The organism is Azospirillum mesophilum (genome assembly GCF_053470405.2).
The window spans coordinates 70,585-86,014 of record NZ_JBPXMQ020000022.1 but is presented as its reverse complement, the minus strand read 5'-3'; the positions used below and the strand labels follow the sequence as shown (position 1 = coordinate 86,014).

Sequence of the window (15,430 nt, the reverse complement as noted above, 5' to 3'; positions counted from 1 at the left end):
AGCAACCTGTCCTGCCGGCCAGCATCAACTGGCCTTCGGTATCCTACCAAAGACGTAGCCGCCCAGCCGCTATTGCAGGACCAGCACGGCGCGGAAGTCGTTCACGTTGGTCAGGGTCGGCCCGGTCACAAGAAGGTCACCGAGCGCACTGAAGAAGCCGTAGCCGTCGTTGTCGGCCAGCCGCTCCTTGGCGCTGACGCCGAGCGCCGCCGCGCGCGCCAGCGTGTCGGGGGAGAGCAGGGCACCCGCGTTGTCCTCCGTCCCGTCGATGCCGTCGGTGTCGGCGGCCAGCGCGTGGACGCCCGGAAGCCCGTCGAGCGCGACGGCCAGCGCCAGCAGGAACTCCGCGTTTCGCCCGCCGCGCCCGTGCCCGCGCACGGTCACGGTGGTCTCGCCGCCGGACAGCAGAACGCAGGGCTTGGGCGCGGGCTGGTCATGGCCGACGACCTGCCGGGCGATGCCGGCGTGGACCAGCGCGACCTCGCGGGACTCGCCCTCCAGCGCGTTGCCCAGGACCACCGGCGTGACGCCGGCCCGGCGGGCGACCTCGGCGGCGCGCTCCAGCGCCATCTGAGGGGTGGCGACCAGCAGCGTGCTTGTCCGGTCAAGGCGAGGATCGCCCGGCTTCGGGCTCTCGTCGCGGCTGGCGAGCAGATGGTCCATGACGGACTGCGGCGGGTCGATCCGGTATTTCTCCAGCACGCCCAGCGCGTCGGCGTAGCTGGTCGGGTCCGGCACGGTGGGGCCGGAGGCGATGACCGACAGATCGTCGCCCGGCACGTCGGAGATGACCAGCGACACCACCCGCGCCGTCGTCGCCGCAGCCAGCCGCCCGCCCTTGATGGCGGAGAGGTGTTTGCGCACGCAGTTCATCTCGGCGATGTTGGCGCCGGAGCGCAGCAGCGCCTTCGACACGGCCTGCTTGTCCGCCATGCCGATGCCGGGGGCGGGCAGGGCCAGCAGAGCCGATCCGCCGCCCGAGATCAGGCAGAGCATCAGGTCGTCGGGATCGAGGCTGCCGGCAATCTCCAGGATGCGCCGCGCCGCCTCCTCGCCCGCAGCATCCGGGACGGGGTGCGAGGCCTCGACCACCTCGATCCGCTCGCACGGGACGTTGTGGCCGTAGCGCGTGACGACGAGGCCGGAAAGCGGCCCGCTCCAATGATCCTCGACCGCCTTCGCCATCGCTGCGGCGGCCTTCCCGGCCCCCACCACGACCGTGCGGCCCTTCGGCGGAGGCGGCAGGTGCGTCGGCACGCACAGGGCCGGCTGCGCCGACGCGACGGCGGCGCGGAACATCTCGGTCAGCAACGCGCGTGGATCGATGGTCGGCACAATCCTCTCCCGCCTGAAGGCTTCGGGCAATAAGCCCCTCCCCCGCCCCCGGCGGGAGAGGGAGGGACCCACCGCGGAGCGGTGGGAGGGTGAGGGCTAGGTTTCGCCGAGAAGCCCAGGTAAGCACAGCCTGGATTCTCGGGCCGACCTTGCCCTCACCCTCCCGCGCCGTTGGCGCGGGTCCCTCCCTCTCCCAGCGGGGCCGGGAGAGGGGGTAGGATGTCTCACTCCGCCGGCTCACTCACGCGGTGGTTCTGACCGATTTCGTGGGCGCCCAGGATTTCCAGCGCGCGGACCATGGCGGAGTGGTCCCAGGCCTTGCCGCCGTGGGCGGCGCAGGCGTTGAACAGCTCCTGGCAGGTCGCCGTGTTGGGCAGGGACAGACCGAGCGCGCGGGCGCCGGCCAAGGCGAGGTTCAGGTCCTTTTGGTGCAGTTCGATGCGGAAGCCCGGATCGAAGGTGCGCTTGACCATGCGCTCGCCATGCACCTCCAGGATGCGGGACGACGCGAAGCCGCCCATCAGCGCCTGACGCACCTTGGCCGGATCGGCCCCGGCCTTGGAGGCGAAGAGGAGCGCCTCGCCCACCGCCTCGATGGTGAGGGCGACGATGATCTGGTTGGCGACCTTGGTGGTCTGGCCGTCGCCGTTGCCGCCGACGAGCGTGATGTTCTTGCCCATCTTCTCGAACAGTGGGCGCACGGTTTCGAAAGCCTTGTCCGGACCGCCGACCATGATGGTCAGCGACGCCGCCTTGGCGCCGACCTCGCCGCCCGACACCGGGGCGTCGAGATAGTCGCAGCCGCGCTCGTTGATGCGCTTGGCGAAGGCCTTGGTCTCGATGGGGGAGATGGTGCTCATGTCCACCACGATCTTGCCGGGCTTCAGCCCCTCGGCCACGCCGTTCGGGCCGAACAGGGCGGCCTCCACATGGGGCGTGTCCGGGACCATGGTGATGATGACGTCGGCCTTTTCCGCCACCTCGCGGCCAGAGGAGCAGGCCTTGGCGCCCTTGGACAGCAGGTCTTCCGGGGCCGGGTTGATGTCATGCACGAACAGGGTGTGGCCGGCGTCGGCCAGATGTCCGGCCATGGGGCGCCCCATGATGCCGAGACCGATGAATCCAACGTTCATGGCGATGTCCTCGAAAGCAGGGGGTGTGGTTCAGGCGGCAACGGAGTCGGTGCGCGCGATGGCGCGCATCCAGCCCAGCCCTTCGCTGGTGCCCTTCGCGGGCTTGTATTCGCAGCCGATCCAGCCCTGGTAGCCGATCCGGTCGATTTCCGCGAAGACGAAGGGGTAGTTGATCTCGCCCGTGCCGGGCTCGTTGCGGCCGGGATTGTCGGCCACCTGGATGTGGGCGATCTTCGGCAGCAGCCGCTGGATCGTCGGCACGAGGTCACCTTCCATGATCTGCATGTGGTAGACGTCGTACTGGAGGTAGAGGTTGTCCGACCCGACCGCCTCGATCAGCTTTTCCGCCTGCGCGGTGGTGTTCAGGTGGAAGCCCGGAATGTCGCGGGTGTTGATCGGCTCCACCAGAAGGCGGATGTCGGCGTCCTTCAGCGCCTTGGCGGCGAAGGACAGGTTGTCGACCAGCGTGCGCTCCAGCCTGTCCGGGGACACGCCGGCCGGGGTCTTGCCGACGAGGCAGTTCACCCGCGTGCAGCCCAGCGTCTTGGCATACTCGATGGCCCGGCCGACGCCGTCCTGGAACTCGCCCACCCGGTCGGGGAGGATGGCGATGCCGCGCTCCCCCGCGTCCCAGTCGCCGGCCGGCAGGTTGTGGAGCACCTGGACGAGGCGGTGACGCTCCAGCCGGTCGGCCAGGGCCTCCTTCTCGAAGGCGTAGGGAAACAGGTACTCGACGCCCGAGAAGCCGTCCTTCGCCGCCGCCGCGAAGCGGTCGAGGAAGTTCAGGTCGGTGTAGAGCATCGTCAGGTTGGCTGCGAACTTGGGCATGTTGCGTCCTCCGGATTGGTACTTTTTTGGGTTAGACCTGAACCAGTTCGGGCTGGTCGGCCGGCAGATCGATCGTTTCTTCGAACTCCGTGATGTTGTTGATTTCCGTGCCCATGGCGATGTTGGTCACGCGCTCCAGGATGACCTCGACCACGACCGGGACCTGATGCTCGTCCATCAGCCTTTGCGCCTCGGCGAAGGCCAACGGCAGCTTATCGGGTTCGGTGACGCGGATGGCCTTGCAGCCCAGCCCCTCGGCGACCGCCACATGGTCGACGCCGTAGACGCCGATCTCCGGCGCGTTGATGTTCTCGAAGGAGAGCTGGACCTGGAAGTCCATCTGGAAGTTGCGCTGCGCCTGCCGGATCAGGCCGAGGTAGCTGTTGTTCACCAGCACGTGGATGTAGGGCAGCTTGAACTGCGCCCCCACGGCCAACTCCTCGATCAGGAACTGGAAGTCATAGTCGCCGGACAGCGCCACGATCTTGCGCTTGGGATCGGCCACCCGCACGCCCAGCGCCGCCGGCAGCGTCCAGCCGAGCGGGCCGGCCTGACCGCAGTTGATCCAGTTCCGCGCCTTGTAGACGTGCAGGAACTGCGCGCCGGCAATCTGCGACAGGCCGATGGTCGAGACGTAGCAGACATCCCGACCGAAGGCGGCGTTCATCTCCTGATAGACGCGCTGCGGCTTGATCGGCACGTTCTCGAAGTCCGTGCGTCGGTGCATGGTGCGCTTGCGGGTCTGGCAGGCGGTGACCCAGGCCGAACGGTCGCGCAGTTTGCCGGCGGCCTCCCACTCCCGTGCTACCTGAACGAACAGGTCCAGCGCCGCGCCGGCGTCGGACACGATGCCGAGATCCGGGGTGAAGACGCGGCCGATCTGGGTCGGCTCGATGTCCACATGCACGAACTTGCGGCCCTTGGTGTAGACGTCCACCGATCCCGTGTGCCGGTTGGCCCAGCGGTTGCCGATGCCCAGCACGAAATCGGACTCCAGCATCGTGGCGTTGCCGTAGCGGTGGGCGGTCTGCAGCCCGACCATGCCGGCCATCAGCGGGTGGTCGTCGGGGATGGTGCCCCAGGCCATCAGCGTCGGGATGACCGGCACGCCGATCACCTCCGCGAACTCCACCAGCCGGTCGCTGGCGTCGGCGTTGACGATGCCGCCGCCGGCCACGATCAGCGGACGCTCCGCCGCGTTCAGCATCTCCAGCGCCTTTTCGACCTGGGCGCGGGTGGCGGCCGGCTTGTAGGCGGGCAGGGGCTGGTAGGTGTCGGGATCGAACTCGATTTCCGCCATCTGCACGTCGATCGGCAGGTCGATCAGCACGGGACCCGGCCGGCCGGACCGCATCAGGTGGAAGGCCTGCTGGAAGGCGTAGGGGACCTGCCCCGGCTCCAGCACCGTGACGGCCCACTTGGCGACGGGCTTGGCAATGGACGGGATGTCCACGGCCTGGAAGTCCTCCTTGTGCAGGCGGGCGCGGGGCGCCTGGCCGGTGATGCACAGGATCGGGATCGAGTCCGCCGAGGCCGAATAGAGGCCCGTGATCATGTCCGTCCCGGCGGGGCCGGAGGTGCCGACGCACACGCCGATGTTGCCCGCCGTGGCGCGGGTGTAGCCTTCGGCCATGTGCGAGGCGCCCTCGACATGGCGGGCCAGAACATGGCCGATCCGGCCATTGCGTTGCAGCGCCGCGTAGAACGGATTGATGGCCGCTCCGGGGACGCCGAAGCAGACGGACACGCCCTCCTTCTCCAGGACATGCACGGCCGCTTCAATCGCCATCATCCTTGCCATAGCTCGGTCTCCTCCCTGGCGTGACGGATCGCCTTTGCGTTGACCGAAGCTTGGGTCCGGAGGAGGCGCTTTCGCAAACCGTGCCGAAAAGCTTTCCGCGTGGTGGAAAAAGCCGCCGAAAGGGGGAGGCCGGAGGGGCGATCGAACTGCCCTTGCACACCCGTCAACGCGCTGGCATCGTCGCGCCATGACGGCGCTCCCAACACCGCCCCTGCTGGCGATCACCGACCGGGCGCAGGCCACGCTGCCGCTGCCCGACCTTGCGGAGCGTCTGTTCGCGGGCGGCCTGCGCTGGTTGTCGCTGCGCGAGAAGGACTTGCCGCGCGGGGAACAGGCGGCCCTCGCCCGCGCGCTGGTGGAGCGCGCCCGGCCCTGGGGCGCCACCGTCACAATTCACGGCGACGCGGCCCTGGCGCTGGAGGCCGGGGCGGCGGGGGTGCATCTGCCCGACGGCGGCGACCCGGCGGAGGCGCGGCGGCGGCTCGGGCCGGGGGCGCTGATCGGAGTCTCGGCCCATGGCCTGGACGGGCTGGTCCGAACGGGGCAGGGCGGGGCGGACTACGCCACCATCTCGCCTGTGTTCCCGTCGGCGAGCAAGCCGGGCTACGGGCCGGTGCTCGGGCTTGACGGGCTGCGGCGCCTCGCCGCGGAGTCGCCCGTTCCGCTGGTGGCGCTCGGCGGAGTCGGGGCGGAGACGGCGGGCGCGTGCCTAAAAGCGGGGGCATCCGGCGTGGCCGTGATGGGGCCTTTGATGCGCGACTCCGCAGCACTCGCCGATTTCCTGAAGTCCATGGCGGACCGGGCCTAGCCGGTCGCGCATTCTTCATCGGAGTCCTGGACTTTTTCAGGCAAAATGTGCATCTGGTATCCCATATACGAACACAGATCGCACTTACGCCTTCAGGACCGCCGCACAGGCGCGCATCGGCGCATCCGGTCGGCGGGCAGCTTCAGGGAACGGCAGCCATCATGACTCCTCCGCCGATCAACGTTCAGCCGCTCGACACCGGGGCGACCTTCCGCAGTCAGGCCTACCAAGCCCTGAAGCAGGCGATCTCGGAGATGGACATCTACGACCACAACGACGAGATCCGGCTGGAGGAGCGGCAGCTCAGCGACATGCTCGGCGTCAGCCGCACGCCCATCCGCGAGGCGCTGACCCTGCTGGAGCAGGAAGGCTTCATCCGCCTGCAGCCGCGCCGGGGCATCTTCGTCATCCGCAAAACCAAGGCCGAGATCATCGAGATGATCCAGGTCTGGGCCGCGCTGGAAAGCATGGCCGGCCGCATGGCCGCCCAGCACGCCAGTGACGAGGACATCCGCACCCTGTGGGACCTGTTCCGCAACTTCGAGGAACGGAACCCCAAGGAGCATGTCAGCGAATATTCGGACGCGAACATCGCCTTCCATAAGAGCATCATCCGGCTCAGCGGCTCCAAGCTGATCCAGGAGATGACGGACAACCTGTTCATCCACATCCGCGCGATCCGCAAGCTGACCATCGGCCAGGAGAACCGCGTGGAGCGGTCGATCCACGACCACAAGGAAATCATCAAGGCGCTGGAGCGCCGCGACGTGGAGCAGGCCGAAAGGCTGATCCGCGACCACACGCTGGGCCTCGCCGCCCACGTGGACAAGCACTGCGACTTTTTGGAGTGACGACGTCCTCCCTCTCCCCTCCGGGGAGAGGGATTTTCGCCCGCATTCACGCCGGTTCGTACACCCCCTGATCCGCCGCGACCGTCGGCCCGTCGGCGGAAATGGTCACCACGCGCAGGCTGTTCGTCGTCCCCGGCGTCCCGAACGGCACGCCCGCTGTCACGATCAGCGAGGCACCCGGCTTGCCGATGCCTTCCTGCGCGGCGACCATGCTCGCCCGTTCGACCATTTCCGAGAAGCTTTGCACGTCGAAGGTCCACACCGGGTGGACGCCCCAGGCGAGCGCCAGCCGCCGGGCCGTCTCGCGCCGGGCGCTGAGCCCGAGGATTGGCACGGTCGGCCGCTCGCGCGAGGCGCGGCGGGCGGTGGAGCCGGTGGAGGTGAAGGTCGCGATGCCCGCGGCGGAGATCGTCTCGGCGATCTGGCGAGCGGCGGCGGACAGGGCGTCGGGGGTGGTGGCCTCCGGTGCGGGATGCTCGGCGTCCATGATGCGGCGGTAGAGCGGGTCGTGCTCCACGCGGCGGACGATGCGGTCCATCATCGCCACGGCCTCCACCGGATGCTTGCCGGAGGCCGACTCCGCCGACAGCATCACGGCGTCCGCTCCGTCGTAAACGGCGGTCGCCACGTCCGACGCCTCCGCGCGGGTCGGGGTGGGCTCGGTGATCATGGACTCCAGCATCTGCGTGGCGACGATCACCGGTTTCCCGGCGGCGCGGCTCAGCCGGATCATGCGCTTTTGCAGGCCGGGCACGTCCTCCGGCGGCAGTTCCACGCCCAGGTCGCCACGGGCGACCATGACGGCGTCGGACAGCGCGATGATCTCCTCCAGCCTCGGCAGGGCGGCGGGCTTCTCGATCTTGGTCATGATGTGGGCGCGGTCGCCGATCAGGGCGCGCGCTTCCTGGATGTCCTCCGGCCGCTGCACGAAGCTCAGCCCGATCCAGTCCACGCCCAGAGTCAGGCCGAACTGCAGGTCGCTGCGGTCCTTGTCCGACAGGGCGCTCAGCGCCAGCGCCGTGCCCGGCACGTTCATGCCCTTGCGGTCGGACAGCACGCCGCCGACCTGCACCTCCGTCTCCGCATGGTCCGGCCCGCGGGCCAGCACGCGCAGCCGCATGCGGCCGTCGTTCAGCAGCAACTCATGCCCCGGTTCGACGCTCGCGAAGATTTCCGGATGGGGGACGCACACCCGCCCGCGGTCTCCGGGCGTGGGGTCGAGGTCCAGCCGGAAGCGGTCGCCCGCCGCCAGCGTCACCGGCCCGTCCGCGAAGGTGCCCACGCGCAGCTTCGGCCCTTGCAGGTCCAGCAGAACGCCGATGGGCCGGCCCAACGTTTCCTCGACGGCGCGGATCTGGCGGTAGCGCTCCGCATGGTCGAACTGGGTGCCGTGGCTGGCGTTCAGGCGGAAGACGTCCACGCCTGCCTCGGCCAGCGCGAAGATCTGGCTGTAGGTCGAACTGGCCGGCCCAAGCGTGGCGACGATTTTGGTGCTGCGGTTGCGCGGCATGGCGCGGGCCTCCCCCCGGATTGCGGTGATGGGGGATGCTGGAACCGGCCGGCCGGGCCGGTCAAACGCGGCGGCCGCCTTTTCCGCATGGCGGGAATACGCGGAACCCGGTTTGACGCGGGCTTGGCCGCGTGCCGAAATCATGGCCCTGAACACGCTGGCCCTGAACATGCTGGGTGACCCGATGAACGCGCCGGTGGAACCGCATCCCTCCGCCTGCCTGATCCTGCTGCGCGACGGCACGGACGGGCTGGAGGTCTTCATGGTGCAGCGGCACCGGGACCTGCGCTTCGCGGCGGGGGCCACGGTGTTTCCGGGTGGGCGCCTGGAACCACAGGACCAGGACCTGAACTGGCGGGAGCTGTCCTGTCCGCTGACCGAAGACCTGCCGCATCGCCTCGCCGCCGTCCGGGAGACCTTCGAGGAATGCGGCATCCTGCTGGCCCGTCCCACTCCAGTGGAGGCCGGCATCGCCGCGCTTCGCGAGCCCTCCGCGCAGCCCTTCATCGAACGGCTGAGCGCGCTGGGGGCCGAGCCGGCCACCGACGCGCTGGTGCCCTTCGCGCGCTGGATCACGCCGGAGGCGGTGTGGCGCCGCTTCGACACGACCTTCTTCCTCGCGCGCGCTCCCTCAGGGCAGTCCGTGGTCGTCGATGGCGGGGAGGTGGTGGCGGGCTTCTGGGGAACGCCGCGAGCCATCCTGCGCGCGGCGGAGACCGGGCAGCTTTCCCTGGTCTTCGCGACGCGCATGAACCTGCTGCGGCTGGCGGAGTGCCGGACGGTCCGGCACGCGATGGAGGAGGCCACGCGCTTCCACCCCCTCGTCCCCATTCTGCCGCGCCCGGTCGAGACGCCGTCCGGGCCGGTGCTGCGCATTCCGGACGATGCCGGCTACCGCGTGACCGAGGTCCCCCTCGACGAGGTGCGGCTGGGATAGGGTGAAATTTTCCGCATTGCGAAAAATCGGATGCCCACCACCTCTTCCGCCGCGTTTACCATCATGAGCCTCGCACCCGACCTAAACCTTTGGAATATGGCCTCTATGTCCGGTGTGAAATCCGATAGGGCCATACGGGGATGGAACGGCGCGGCGCTATGCGACTTTTTGTGCATTGCACTCGATGCCGTATACGTTATCTTCAATGTAACAAGATGTCATGAGCGGCAGGCTTGCCTTGCGCATAATGTCCTGGATGTGCGATAAAGCCACGCTCCTGCGAGGATAGGTCCATGCTCCGCGAGTCCATCATCGATCCGCCCACGGATTTTGATATTGCGCCGCACAATGACGTGACGGGCGCCGCCGATGGACAGCGCTGGGTATATGCCTTTGGGAATGGTGCCGCGGACGGCAACGGCGACCTGGTGGCGGAACTGGGCGGGAAGGGCGCCGGGCTGGCCGAGATGGCGCGGCTGGGCGTGCCGGTGCCTCCAGGCTTCACCATCGTGGCGGAGGCCTGCCGGCGCCACCGCGCCGCGCGGGGCAACTTTCCGGCTGGTCTGACCGACCAGGTGGAGGCGGCTCTGCGCCGGCTGGAGACGGTGGCCGGGGGTGGCTTCGGCGCGGCGGAGAACCCGCTGCTGGTGTCCGTGCGGTCCGGTGCCCGCGCCTCCATGCCTGGCATGATGGACACGATCCTGAACCTGGGTCTGACCGACGCGACGGTGGACGGGTTGGCGGTCCGCACCGGCGATGCTCGCTTCGCCTACGATTGCTACCGCCGCCTGATCCAGAGCTATGGGGCGCTGGTGCTGGGCGTCGATGCCCACCATTTCGACGCCATTCTCGACGCGCACAAGGACGCGCGGGGCCTGAGCCGCGACAGCGAGCTGACCGCCGACGACTGGCGGGCCGTGGTCGAGGCTTACAAGGACGCTATTGAGCGCGAGGCTGGGGAGCCCTTTCCGCAGGACGCCCGCACGCAGCTCTTCGCCGCCATCGGCGCCATCTTCCGGTCCTGGAGCAACGTCCGCGCCGTGGCCTTCCGCGCCCTGCACGGCATCCCGGAGGAGTGGGGCACCGCCGCGACGATCCAGTCCATGGTGTTCGGCAACCTGGGCGCCGGTTCGGGCACCGGCGTCGCCCACAGCCGCGATCCGTCCACCGGCGAACCGGTGCTGTGCGGGGAATTCCTGCCCGACGCGCAGGGGGAGGACATCGTCTCCGGCCTGCGCACGCCGTGCCCGCTGAGCGGGGATGCCGGGTCCATGGACGCCGTTGCGTCGGCCGCTTTCGCAGCGCTGCGATCCATCGCCGACCGGCTGGAGCGCCATTTCGGCGACATGCAGGAGATCGAATTCACCGTTCAGGGCGGCGCCCTCTACATCCTCCAGACCCGCGCGGGCAAGCGTTCGGCGGAAGCCGGCGTGCGCATCGCCACCGACATGGCGCAGGCCGGTCTCATCACGCGGGCCGAGGCGGTGCGCCGGGCCGACCTGTCGGCGCTGGAGGACCGGCTGCGCCCGGTCCCCGATCCGGACGCGCCGCGCACCGTCATCGCCACCGGGCTTCCGGCCTCGTCCGGCGCCGCCACCGGGGTTGCCGTCTTCACGTCGGAGGAGGCGATGCGGCTCGCGGCGGAAGGCAAGGCGGTGGTGCTCTGCCGGCCGGAAACCTCGCCGCACGACGTGCAGGGCATGCAGGCCTCCTGCGCCATCGTCACGGCGCGGGGCGGAGCGACCAGCCACGCCGCCACCGTCGCGCGCGCCATGGGCCGCCCCTGCGTGACCGGCGCCCGCACCCTGCGCATCGATGCCGCCCAGGGGATGATGACCGCCGGTACGCTGTGCATCCGCGCCGGCGACACGATCACCGTGGACGGCACGACGGGGGAGGTGCTGCTGGGCGCCGTCCCGATGGTCCGGCCGGAACCGCCGCCGGCCGTGGCCCTGCTGCTCGACTGGGCGCGGGAACTGGGGTTGGGCGAATAGGTTCTGCCGTTGGGTTTCGTTTCACTCAACCCAACCTACGGGTGCATGTCTCGTAGGTTGGGTTAAGCGCAGCGCAACCCAACAATCGCACCGAAACGCAAACGCCCCGGCACCGGTCAGGTCCGGCGCCGAGGCGCTTTGTCAGGTCTCACAGGACCGGCGTCAGTGGGCGTAGAGCGGGGCCTCCGGGGAGGAGCGTCGCTCGGGCCGCGTCATCTCGGTCAGCTGCATCTTGGTGAAGTCGCGCGCGCTGATCACGCCGACCAGCGTGGAGCCGTCCAGGACCGGAAGGTGGCGGATGTGCTGGCGGGCCATCACCTCAAGCACCTGCTCAAGGCTGTCGTCCGGCGAACAGGTGTGGAGGTTGCGCGACATCAGCAAGTGGACGGGCGTTTTCAGCACCGAGGCGCCGCGTTCCAGCAGGGCGTAGACGATGTCGCGTTCCGACAGCATGCCGGCGACGGCGTTGCCCTCCGTCCGGCAGACGTCCTTCACCACGAGAGCGCTGATGTTCTCCGACTTCATCAGCCGGATTGCCTCTTCAACGGTCTCGCCGGACCGCACGGTGACGACGCGGGATTCCTTGGTGCGCAGGATGTCCTCGACTTTCATGGCGTGCCCTCCACCCGGTATGGGATTTTGCTGAAACGGGGTTTCCTCGTGCGCGCCCTGCGAGGTGACCGGAAGATGTTGGCCGGTCCGGCCGCTTGAACCCCCCTTGGGGCGTTGCGGCGTCTGACCATCAGGCAGTGGCAAGCGTCCATTATCTGGTATACCAAATGCCAGCTTAGGTCAATGCTTTTGTTGCCAACAATCAGCGACACCGCGCATTTTCCTTCTGGACCGCGGGAGGGGCGGGGCAGCCATGCCCGAATGGGCTTTTTCTGGGACTTGGTATGCCAAATACGGGCGCGCTAGCATGGCCGTCTGTCTCCATGTCGAGGGTGCGATGCTTGCCCTGTCCCTTCTGATGCTGGCGGCCTTTTCGTCGGGCGCGCTCAACGCCATCGCCGGTGGCGGAGCCTTCATCACCTTTCCGGCCCTGCTGTTCGCGGGCGTGCCGCCCGTCAGCGCCAACGTGTCCAGCACCATCGCTCTTTTCCCCGGCCAGATGGCCAGCGCCTGGGCTTACCGGGACGAGATCAGGGGCGTGAACGAGGTCAACGTCACCCGCTTCGCCATTGTCAGCCTGCTGGGCGGGATCATCGGCGGCGTCCTGCTGCTGACCACGCCGGACCGGGCCTTCGCGGGGCTGGTGCCCTGGCTGCTGCTGTTCGCGACGACGGTCTTCGCCATCGGCAGCTTCATGCCCACCCTGGCGAGCCGCCTGAAGCTGAGCGGGCCGGGCGTGCTGTTCGTGCAGTTCGCGATTTCCGTCTACGGCGGCTATTTCGGCGGCGGCATCGGCTTCCTGATGCTGGCGGCGCTGACCCTGTTTGGCATGCGCGATATCCACGCCATGAACGGGCTGCGCATCCTGTTGGCCGCGCTGATGAACGGGGCTGCGGTGGCAGCCTTCTGCCTGTCGGGCGCGGTGTCCTGGACCGAGACGGCGGTGATGGCCGTGGCGGCGATGGCCGGCGGCTATGCCGGGGCGCATGGGGCCAAGCGGGTGAGCCGCGCGGTGCTGAAGTGGGTGGTGGTCGCCATTGGCGCCGGCCTGACCGCGTACTTCTTCCTGAAGGGCGCCGGGGCGTAACGGTAAAAACGGCGGCGCGGCCGACCCGCCGCGCCGCCGCAACACGACCCTATCCGCCCACGACCATGGCGGTGAAGGGGTAGACGTAGGCCTGCAGCATCACCAGCACGCCCACCAGGCAGGCCAGCACGATCGAGTGCCAGAAGACGTAGCGCAGGATCTCGCTCTCATGCCCGAACCAGTTGGTGGCGGTGGAGGCGACGACGATGGACTGCGCGTCGATCATCTTGCCCATGACGCCGCCCGACGAGTTGGTCGCTGCCATCAGCACCGGCGACAGGCCCAACTGCTCCGCGGTGATCTTCTGCAGGCCGCCGAACAGCACGTTGGACGCCGTGTCCGACCCGGTCAGCGCGACGCCCAACCAGCCGAGCAGGGCCGAGAAGAACGGGAACAGCGCCCCGGTCCCGGCGAAGGCCAGACCCAGCGTGGCGTCCACGCCGGAATAGCGGGTCAGGGTGCCCAGCGCCAGCATGGCCGCGATGGTGATCAGCGAATAACGGACGACCCACAGCGTCTGGCCGTAGGCGCGCAGCAGGCGCCCCGGCCCGTAGCCCATCACGAAGCCGCTGACGATGGCGGCCAAGAAGATGCCGGTCCCGGTCATGGTGAGCAGGTTGAAGTTGAAGACCGCGCCCTCCGCCGTCGGCTTCGCCACGACCGGCGGGACCTTCTGCACCATGTTGTGCAGCCCCTCGATCGGGAATTTCGGGAAGAACAGCGGGTTGACGATGTCCTTGAAGGTCTGCGTGCCCCAGATGAAGACGAAGACGCACAGGATGATCCAGGGCACCCAGGCGCGCAGAACCTCACCGGAGTCATGGCGGCGGAAGTGGGGTGGGGTGGCGGCCGCGCCGACCGAGGCCGGACGCGGCGGGACCGCGCTGGTGTCGTTGTGGTTGCGCAGCGCCGGGCTGGTCCAGATCTCCTTCGGATGCCAGACCTTCAGGAAGGCGACGAGGCAGCCCATGGAGACCAGCGCCGCCACCACGTCCACCAGCCAGGGGCCGTGATAGTTGGACACCACGAACTGCGGCACCGCGAAGGACACGCCGCAGACCAGGACGGCCGGCCAGATCTGCAGCATGCCGCGGAAGCCGGCGAAGGCGGCGATCAGCCAGAACGGGACCATCAGCGAGAAGAAGGGAAGCTGCCGCCCGGCCATCGCGCCAAGGTCGAAGGCGTCCAGTCCGGTCACCGCGGCCAGCGTCACGATGGGCGTGCCCAGCGCGCCATAGGCCACCGGGGCCGTGTTGGCGATCAGCGACAGGCCCGACGCGGCCAGCGGCGAAAAGCCCAGCCCGATCAGGATGGCGCCCGTCACCGCCACCGGCGTGCCGAAGCCGGCAGCGCCCTCGAAGAAGGCGCCGAAGGAGAAGGCCACGAGCAGAAGCTGGAGCCGCCGGTCCGGCGTGATCCCGGCGATGCTGTCCTGCAACACCTGGAACGACCCGTTCTCCACCGTCAGGCGGTAGAGGAAGATGACGTTCAGGATGATCCAGCCGATGGGGAACAGGCCCGTCAGCGCGCCGAGATAGGCGGCCTCCAACGCCATGCCGCTGGGCATCGTGAAGACGAAGATCGCAATCGCGAGCGCGACCACAAGCGTGATCAGCGCCGCGAGGTGCGCCTGCATCTTTGCGAAAGCGATGAGGCCGAGCAGCACCGCCACCGGCACGGCTGCGAACAGCGTGGACAAGGCCGCGCTGCCCATGGGGTTATAGACTTGGCTCCACATTCTCTCCCTCGCACTGTATTGGTTTATTTGTTTTCAAACCGAACAATACGACATGGAGACTGTACGGGCGTCAAGCCTCACCAATTGCCGACCCCGCAAGTGTTCAGAGCGCGCGCAGACCTTTGCCGTAGGCCTTCCAGCGCTCCTGATAGACCTTGGCCGGGCTGCGCATGCGCTCGACGTCCTCGTCGCTGAGCGTGCGCACCACCTTGCCCGGCGACCCGAGCACCAGGGAGCGGTCGGGGATCTCCTTGCCCTCGGCAACAAAGGCGTGGGCGCCGATCAGGCAGTCGCGGCCGATGCGGGCGCCGTTCAGCACCGTGGCCCCGATCCCGATCAGGCTGCCGTCGCCGACGGTGCAGCCGTGCAGCATCGCCAGATGCCCGACGGTCACGTTTCGGCCCAGCGTCAGCGGAAAGCCCGGATCGACGTGCAGGACGGCGTTGTCCTGGACGTTGCTGCCGGTTCCGATGTGGATGCGCTCCTCCTCCGCGCGCAGCACGGCGCCCCACCAGACCGACACGTCCTCTTCCAGCAGCACGTCGCCGATCACGGTGGCGCTGGGGGCGACCCAGCAGGCGGTCGCCAGTTGCGGGACCTTGTCGTCGAAGGCGTAGATCATCCAGTCCTCCCCATTCTCTATGGCCGCCCCCGTGGCGGCTGCGCCATGGTAGCGCAAGTCCAGGCTACAACGCGCGGATTGCCCGACTCATCCGTATTCCCATGAAAACTTTATGGGCTTAGTATGCTCCCGAAGGCCGGGGCGATCCCGGTCCGGTGCCCGATCCGCGCGAGG

Annotated in this window: 13 protein-coding genes; 5 read left to right on the top strand and 8 right to left on the bottom strand. The window is 68.6% G+C overall.

Annotation, left to right across the window (positions count from 1 at the left end; translation table 11 throughout):
* Nucleotides 1–69: 69 nt before the first annotated feature.
* The 4 genes from ACSVC7_RS20665 to gcl form a co-directional block, all read right to left on the bottom strand.
* Entirely contained in the window at nucleotides 70–1,335 is a 1,266-nt protein-coding gene (locus ACSVC7_RS20665; RefSeq protein ID WP_448206272.1) for a glycerate kinase type-2 family protein, read from the bottom strand.
* 224 nt (nucleotides 1,336–1,559) lie between these two features.
* Nucleotides 1,560–2,468, bottom strand: a complete 909-nt coding sequence (gene glxR / locus ACSVC7_RS20660; protein WP_448206271.1) for a 2-hydroxy-3-oxopropionate reductase — start codon at nucleotides 2,466–2,468, stop codon at nucleotides 1,560–1,562.
* Between the two features lie 30 nt (nucleotides 2,469–2,498).
* Nucleotides 2,499–3,296: a hydroxypyruvate isomerase gene (gene hyi / locus ACSVC7_RS20655; RefSeq protein ID WP_448206270.1), complete on the bottom strand. Its 798-nt coding sequence runs from the start codon at nucleotides 3,294–3,296 to the stop codon at nucleotides 2,499–2,501.
* Nucleotides 3,297–3,327: 31 nt separating this feature from the next.
* Entirely contained in the window at nucleotides 3,328–5,097 is a 1,770-nt protein-coding gene (gcl, locus tag ACSVC7_RS20650; protein WP_448206269.1) for a glyoxylate carboligase, read from the bottom strand.
* Nucleotides 5,098–5,284: 187 nt separating this feature from the next.
* Between gcl and ACSVC7_RS20645 the strand changes: the two genes are divergently transcribed.
* Both ACSVC7_RS20645 and ACSVC7_RS20640 read left to right on the top strand, forming a co-directional pair.
* Nucleotides 5,285–5,905: a thiamine phosphate synthase gene (locus tag ACSVC7_RS20645; protein ID WP_448206268.1), complete on the top strand. Its 621-nt coding sequence runs from the start codon at nucleotides 5,285–5,287 to the stop codon at nucleotides 5,903–5,905.
* 161 nt (nucleotides 5,906–6,066) lie between these two features.
* Nucleotides 6,067–6,756, top strand: coding sequence for a GntR family transcriptional regulator (locus ACSVC7_RS20640; RefSeq protein WP_448206267.1), 690 nt, complete (start codon nucleotides 6,067–6,069; stop codon nucleotides 6,754–6,756).
* Nucleotides 6,757–6,802: 46 nt separating this feature from the next.
* On the opposite strand, the gene pyk is transcribed toward ACSVC7_RS20640, so the two are convergent.
* Nucleotides 6,803–8,266, bottom strand: coding sequence for a pyruvate kinase (gene pyk, locus ACSVC7_RS20635; RefSeq protein ID WP_448206266.1), 1,464 nt, complete (start codon nucleotides 8,264–8,266; stop codon nucleotides 6,803–6,805).
* Between the two features lie 142 nt (nucleotides 8,267–8,408).
* Here pyk and ACSVC7_RS20630 point away from each other — a divergent pair, with 142 nt between their 5' ends.
* Complete coding sequence (locus ACSVC7_RS20630; RefSeq protein ID WP_448206265.1) at nucleotides 8,409–9,203, top strand: NUDIX hydrolase; 795 nt, start codon at nucleotides 8,409–8,411, stop codon at nucleotides 9,201–9,203.
* Between the two features lie 293 nt (nucleotides 9,204–9,496).
* Nucleotides 9,497–11,197 carry a pyruvate, phosphate dikinase gene (locus ACSVC7_RS20625; RefSeq protein ID WP_448206264.1) on the top strand — a complete coding sequence of 567 codons (1,701 nt, stop codon included), beginning with the start codon at nucleotides 9,497–9,499 and terminating at the stop codon, nucleotides 11,195–11,197.
* A 162-nt stretch (nucleotides 11,198–11,359) separates the two neighbouring features.
* On the opposite strand, the gene ACSVC7_RS20620 is transcribed toward ACSVC7_RS20625, so the two are convergent.
* Nucleotides 11,360–11,809, bottom strand: coding sequence for a CBS domain-containing protein (locus ACSVC7_RS20620; RefSeq protein WP_448206263.1), 450 nt, complete (start codon nucleotides 11,807–11,809; stop codon nucleotides 11,360–11,362).
* 307 nt (nucleotides 11,810–12,116) lie between these two features.
* Between ACSVC7_RS20620 and ACSVC7_RS20615 the strand changes: the two genes are divergently transcribed.
* Nucleotides 12,117–12,896: a sulfite exporter TauE/SafE family protein gene (locus tag ACSVC7_RS20615; protein WP_448206262.1), complete on the top strand. Its 780-nt coding sequence runs from the start codon at nucleotides 12,117–12,119 to the stop codon at nucleotides 12,894–12,896.
* 49 nt (nucleotides 12,897–12,945) lie between these two features.
* Here ACSVC7_RS20615 and ACSVC7_RS20610 read toward each other — a convergent pair whose 3' ends face one another.
* The gene (locus ACSVC7_RS20610) at nucleotides 12,946–14,634 is read right to left on the bottom strand and encodes an L-lactate permease (RefSeq protein ID WP_448206261.1); all 1,689 of its coding nucleotides are present in this window, start codon (nucleotides 14,632–14,634) and stop codon (nucleotides 12,946–12,948) included.
* A 103-nt stretch (nucleotides 14,635–14,737) separates the two neighbouring features.
* Nucleotides 14,738–15,256, bottom strand: a complete 519-nt coding sequence (locus tag ACSVC7_RS20605) for a gamma carbonic anhydrase family protein (protein WP_448206260.1) — start codon at nucleotides 15,254–15,256, stop codon at nucleotides 14,738–14,740.
* Nucleotides 15,257–15,430: the final 174 nt, after the last annotated feature.

Bases quoted from the DNA above. Each gene is read 5' to 3' on its own strand.
- glxR (WP_448206271.1), bottom strand. From the start codon at position 2,468: ATGAACGTTGGATTCATCGGTCTCGGCATCATGGGGCGCCCCATGGCC.
- hyi (WP_448206270.1), bottom strand. From the start codon at position 3,296: ATGCCCAAGTTCGCAGCCAACCTGACGATGCTCTACACCGACCTGAAC.
- gcl (WP_448206269.1), bottom strand. From the start codon at position 5,097: ATGGCAAGGATGATGGCGATTGAAGCGGCCGTGCATGTCCTGGAGAAG.
- ACSVC7_RS20645 (WP_448206268.1), top strand. From the start codon at position 5,285: ATGACGGCGCTCCCAACACCGCCCCTGCTGGCGATCACCGACCGGGCG.
- ACSVC7_RS20640 (WP_448206267.1), top strand. From the start codon at position 6,067: ATGACTCCTCCGCCGATCAACGTTCAGCCGCTCGACACCGGGGCGACC.
- pyk (WP_448206266.1), bottom strand. From the start codon at position 8,266: ATGCCGCGCAACCGCAGCACCAAAATCGTCGCCACGCTTGGGCCGGCC.
- ACSVC7_RS20630 (WP_448206265.1), top strand. From the start codon at position 8,409: ATGGCCCTGAACACGCTGGCCCTGAACATGCTGGGTGACCCGATGAAC.
- ACSVC7_RS20625 (WP_448206264.1), top strand. From the start codon at position 9,497: ATGCTCCGCGAGTCCATCATCGATCCGCCCACGGATTTTGATATTGCG.
- ACSVC7_RS20620 (WP_448206263.1), bottom strand. From the start codon at position 11,809: ATGAAAGTCGAGGACATCCTGCGCACCAAGGAATCCCGCGTCGTCACC.
- ACSVC7_RS20615 (WP_448206262.1), top strand. From the start codon at position 12,117: ATGGCCGTCTGTCTCCATGTCGAGGGTGCGATGCTTGCCCTGTCCCTT.
- ACSVC7_RS20610 (WP_448206261.1), bottom strand. From the start codon at position 14,634: ATGTGGAGCCAAGTCTATAACCCCATGGGCAGCGCGGCCTTGTCCACG.
- ACSVC7_RS20605 (WP_448206260.1), bottom strand. From the start codon at position 15,256: ATGATCTACGCCTTCGACGACAAGGTCCCGCAACTGGCGACCGCCTGC.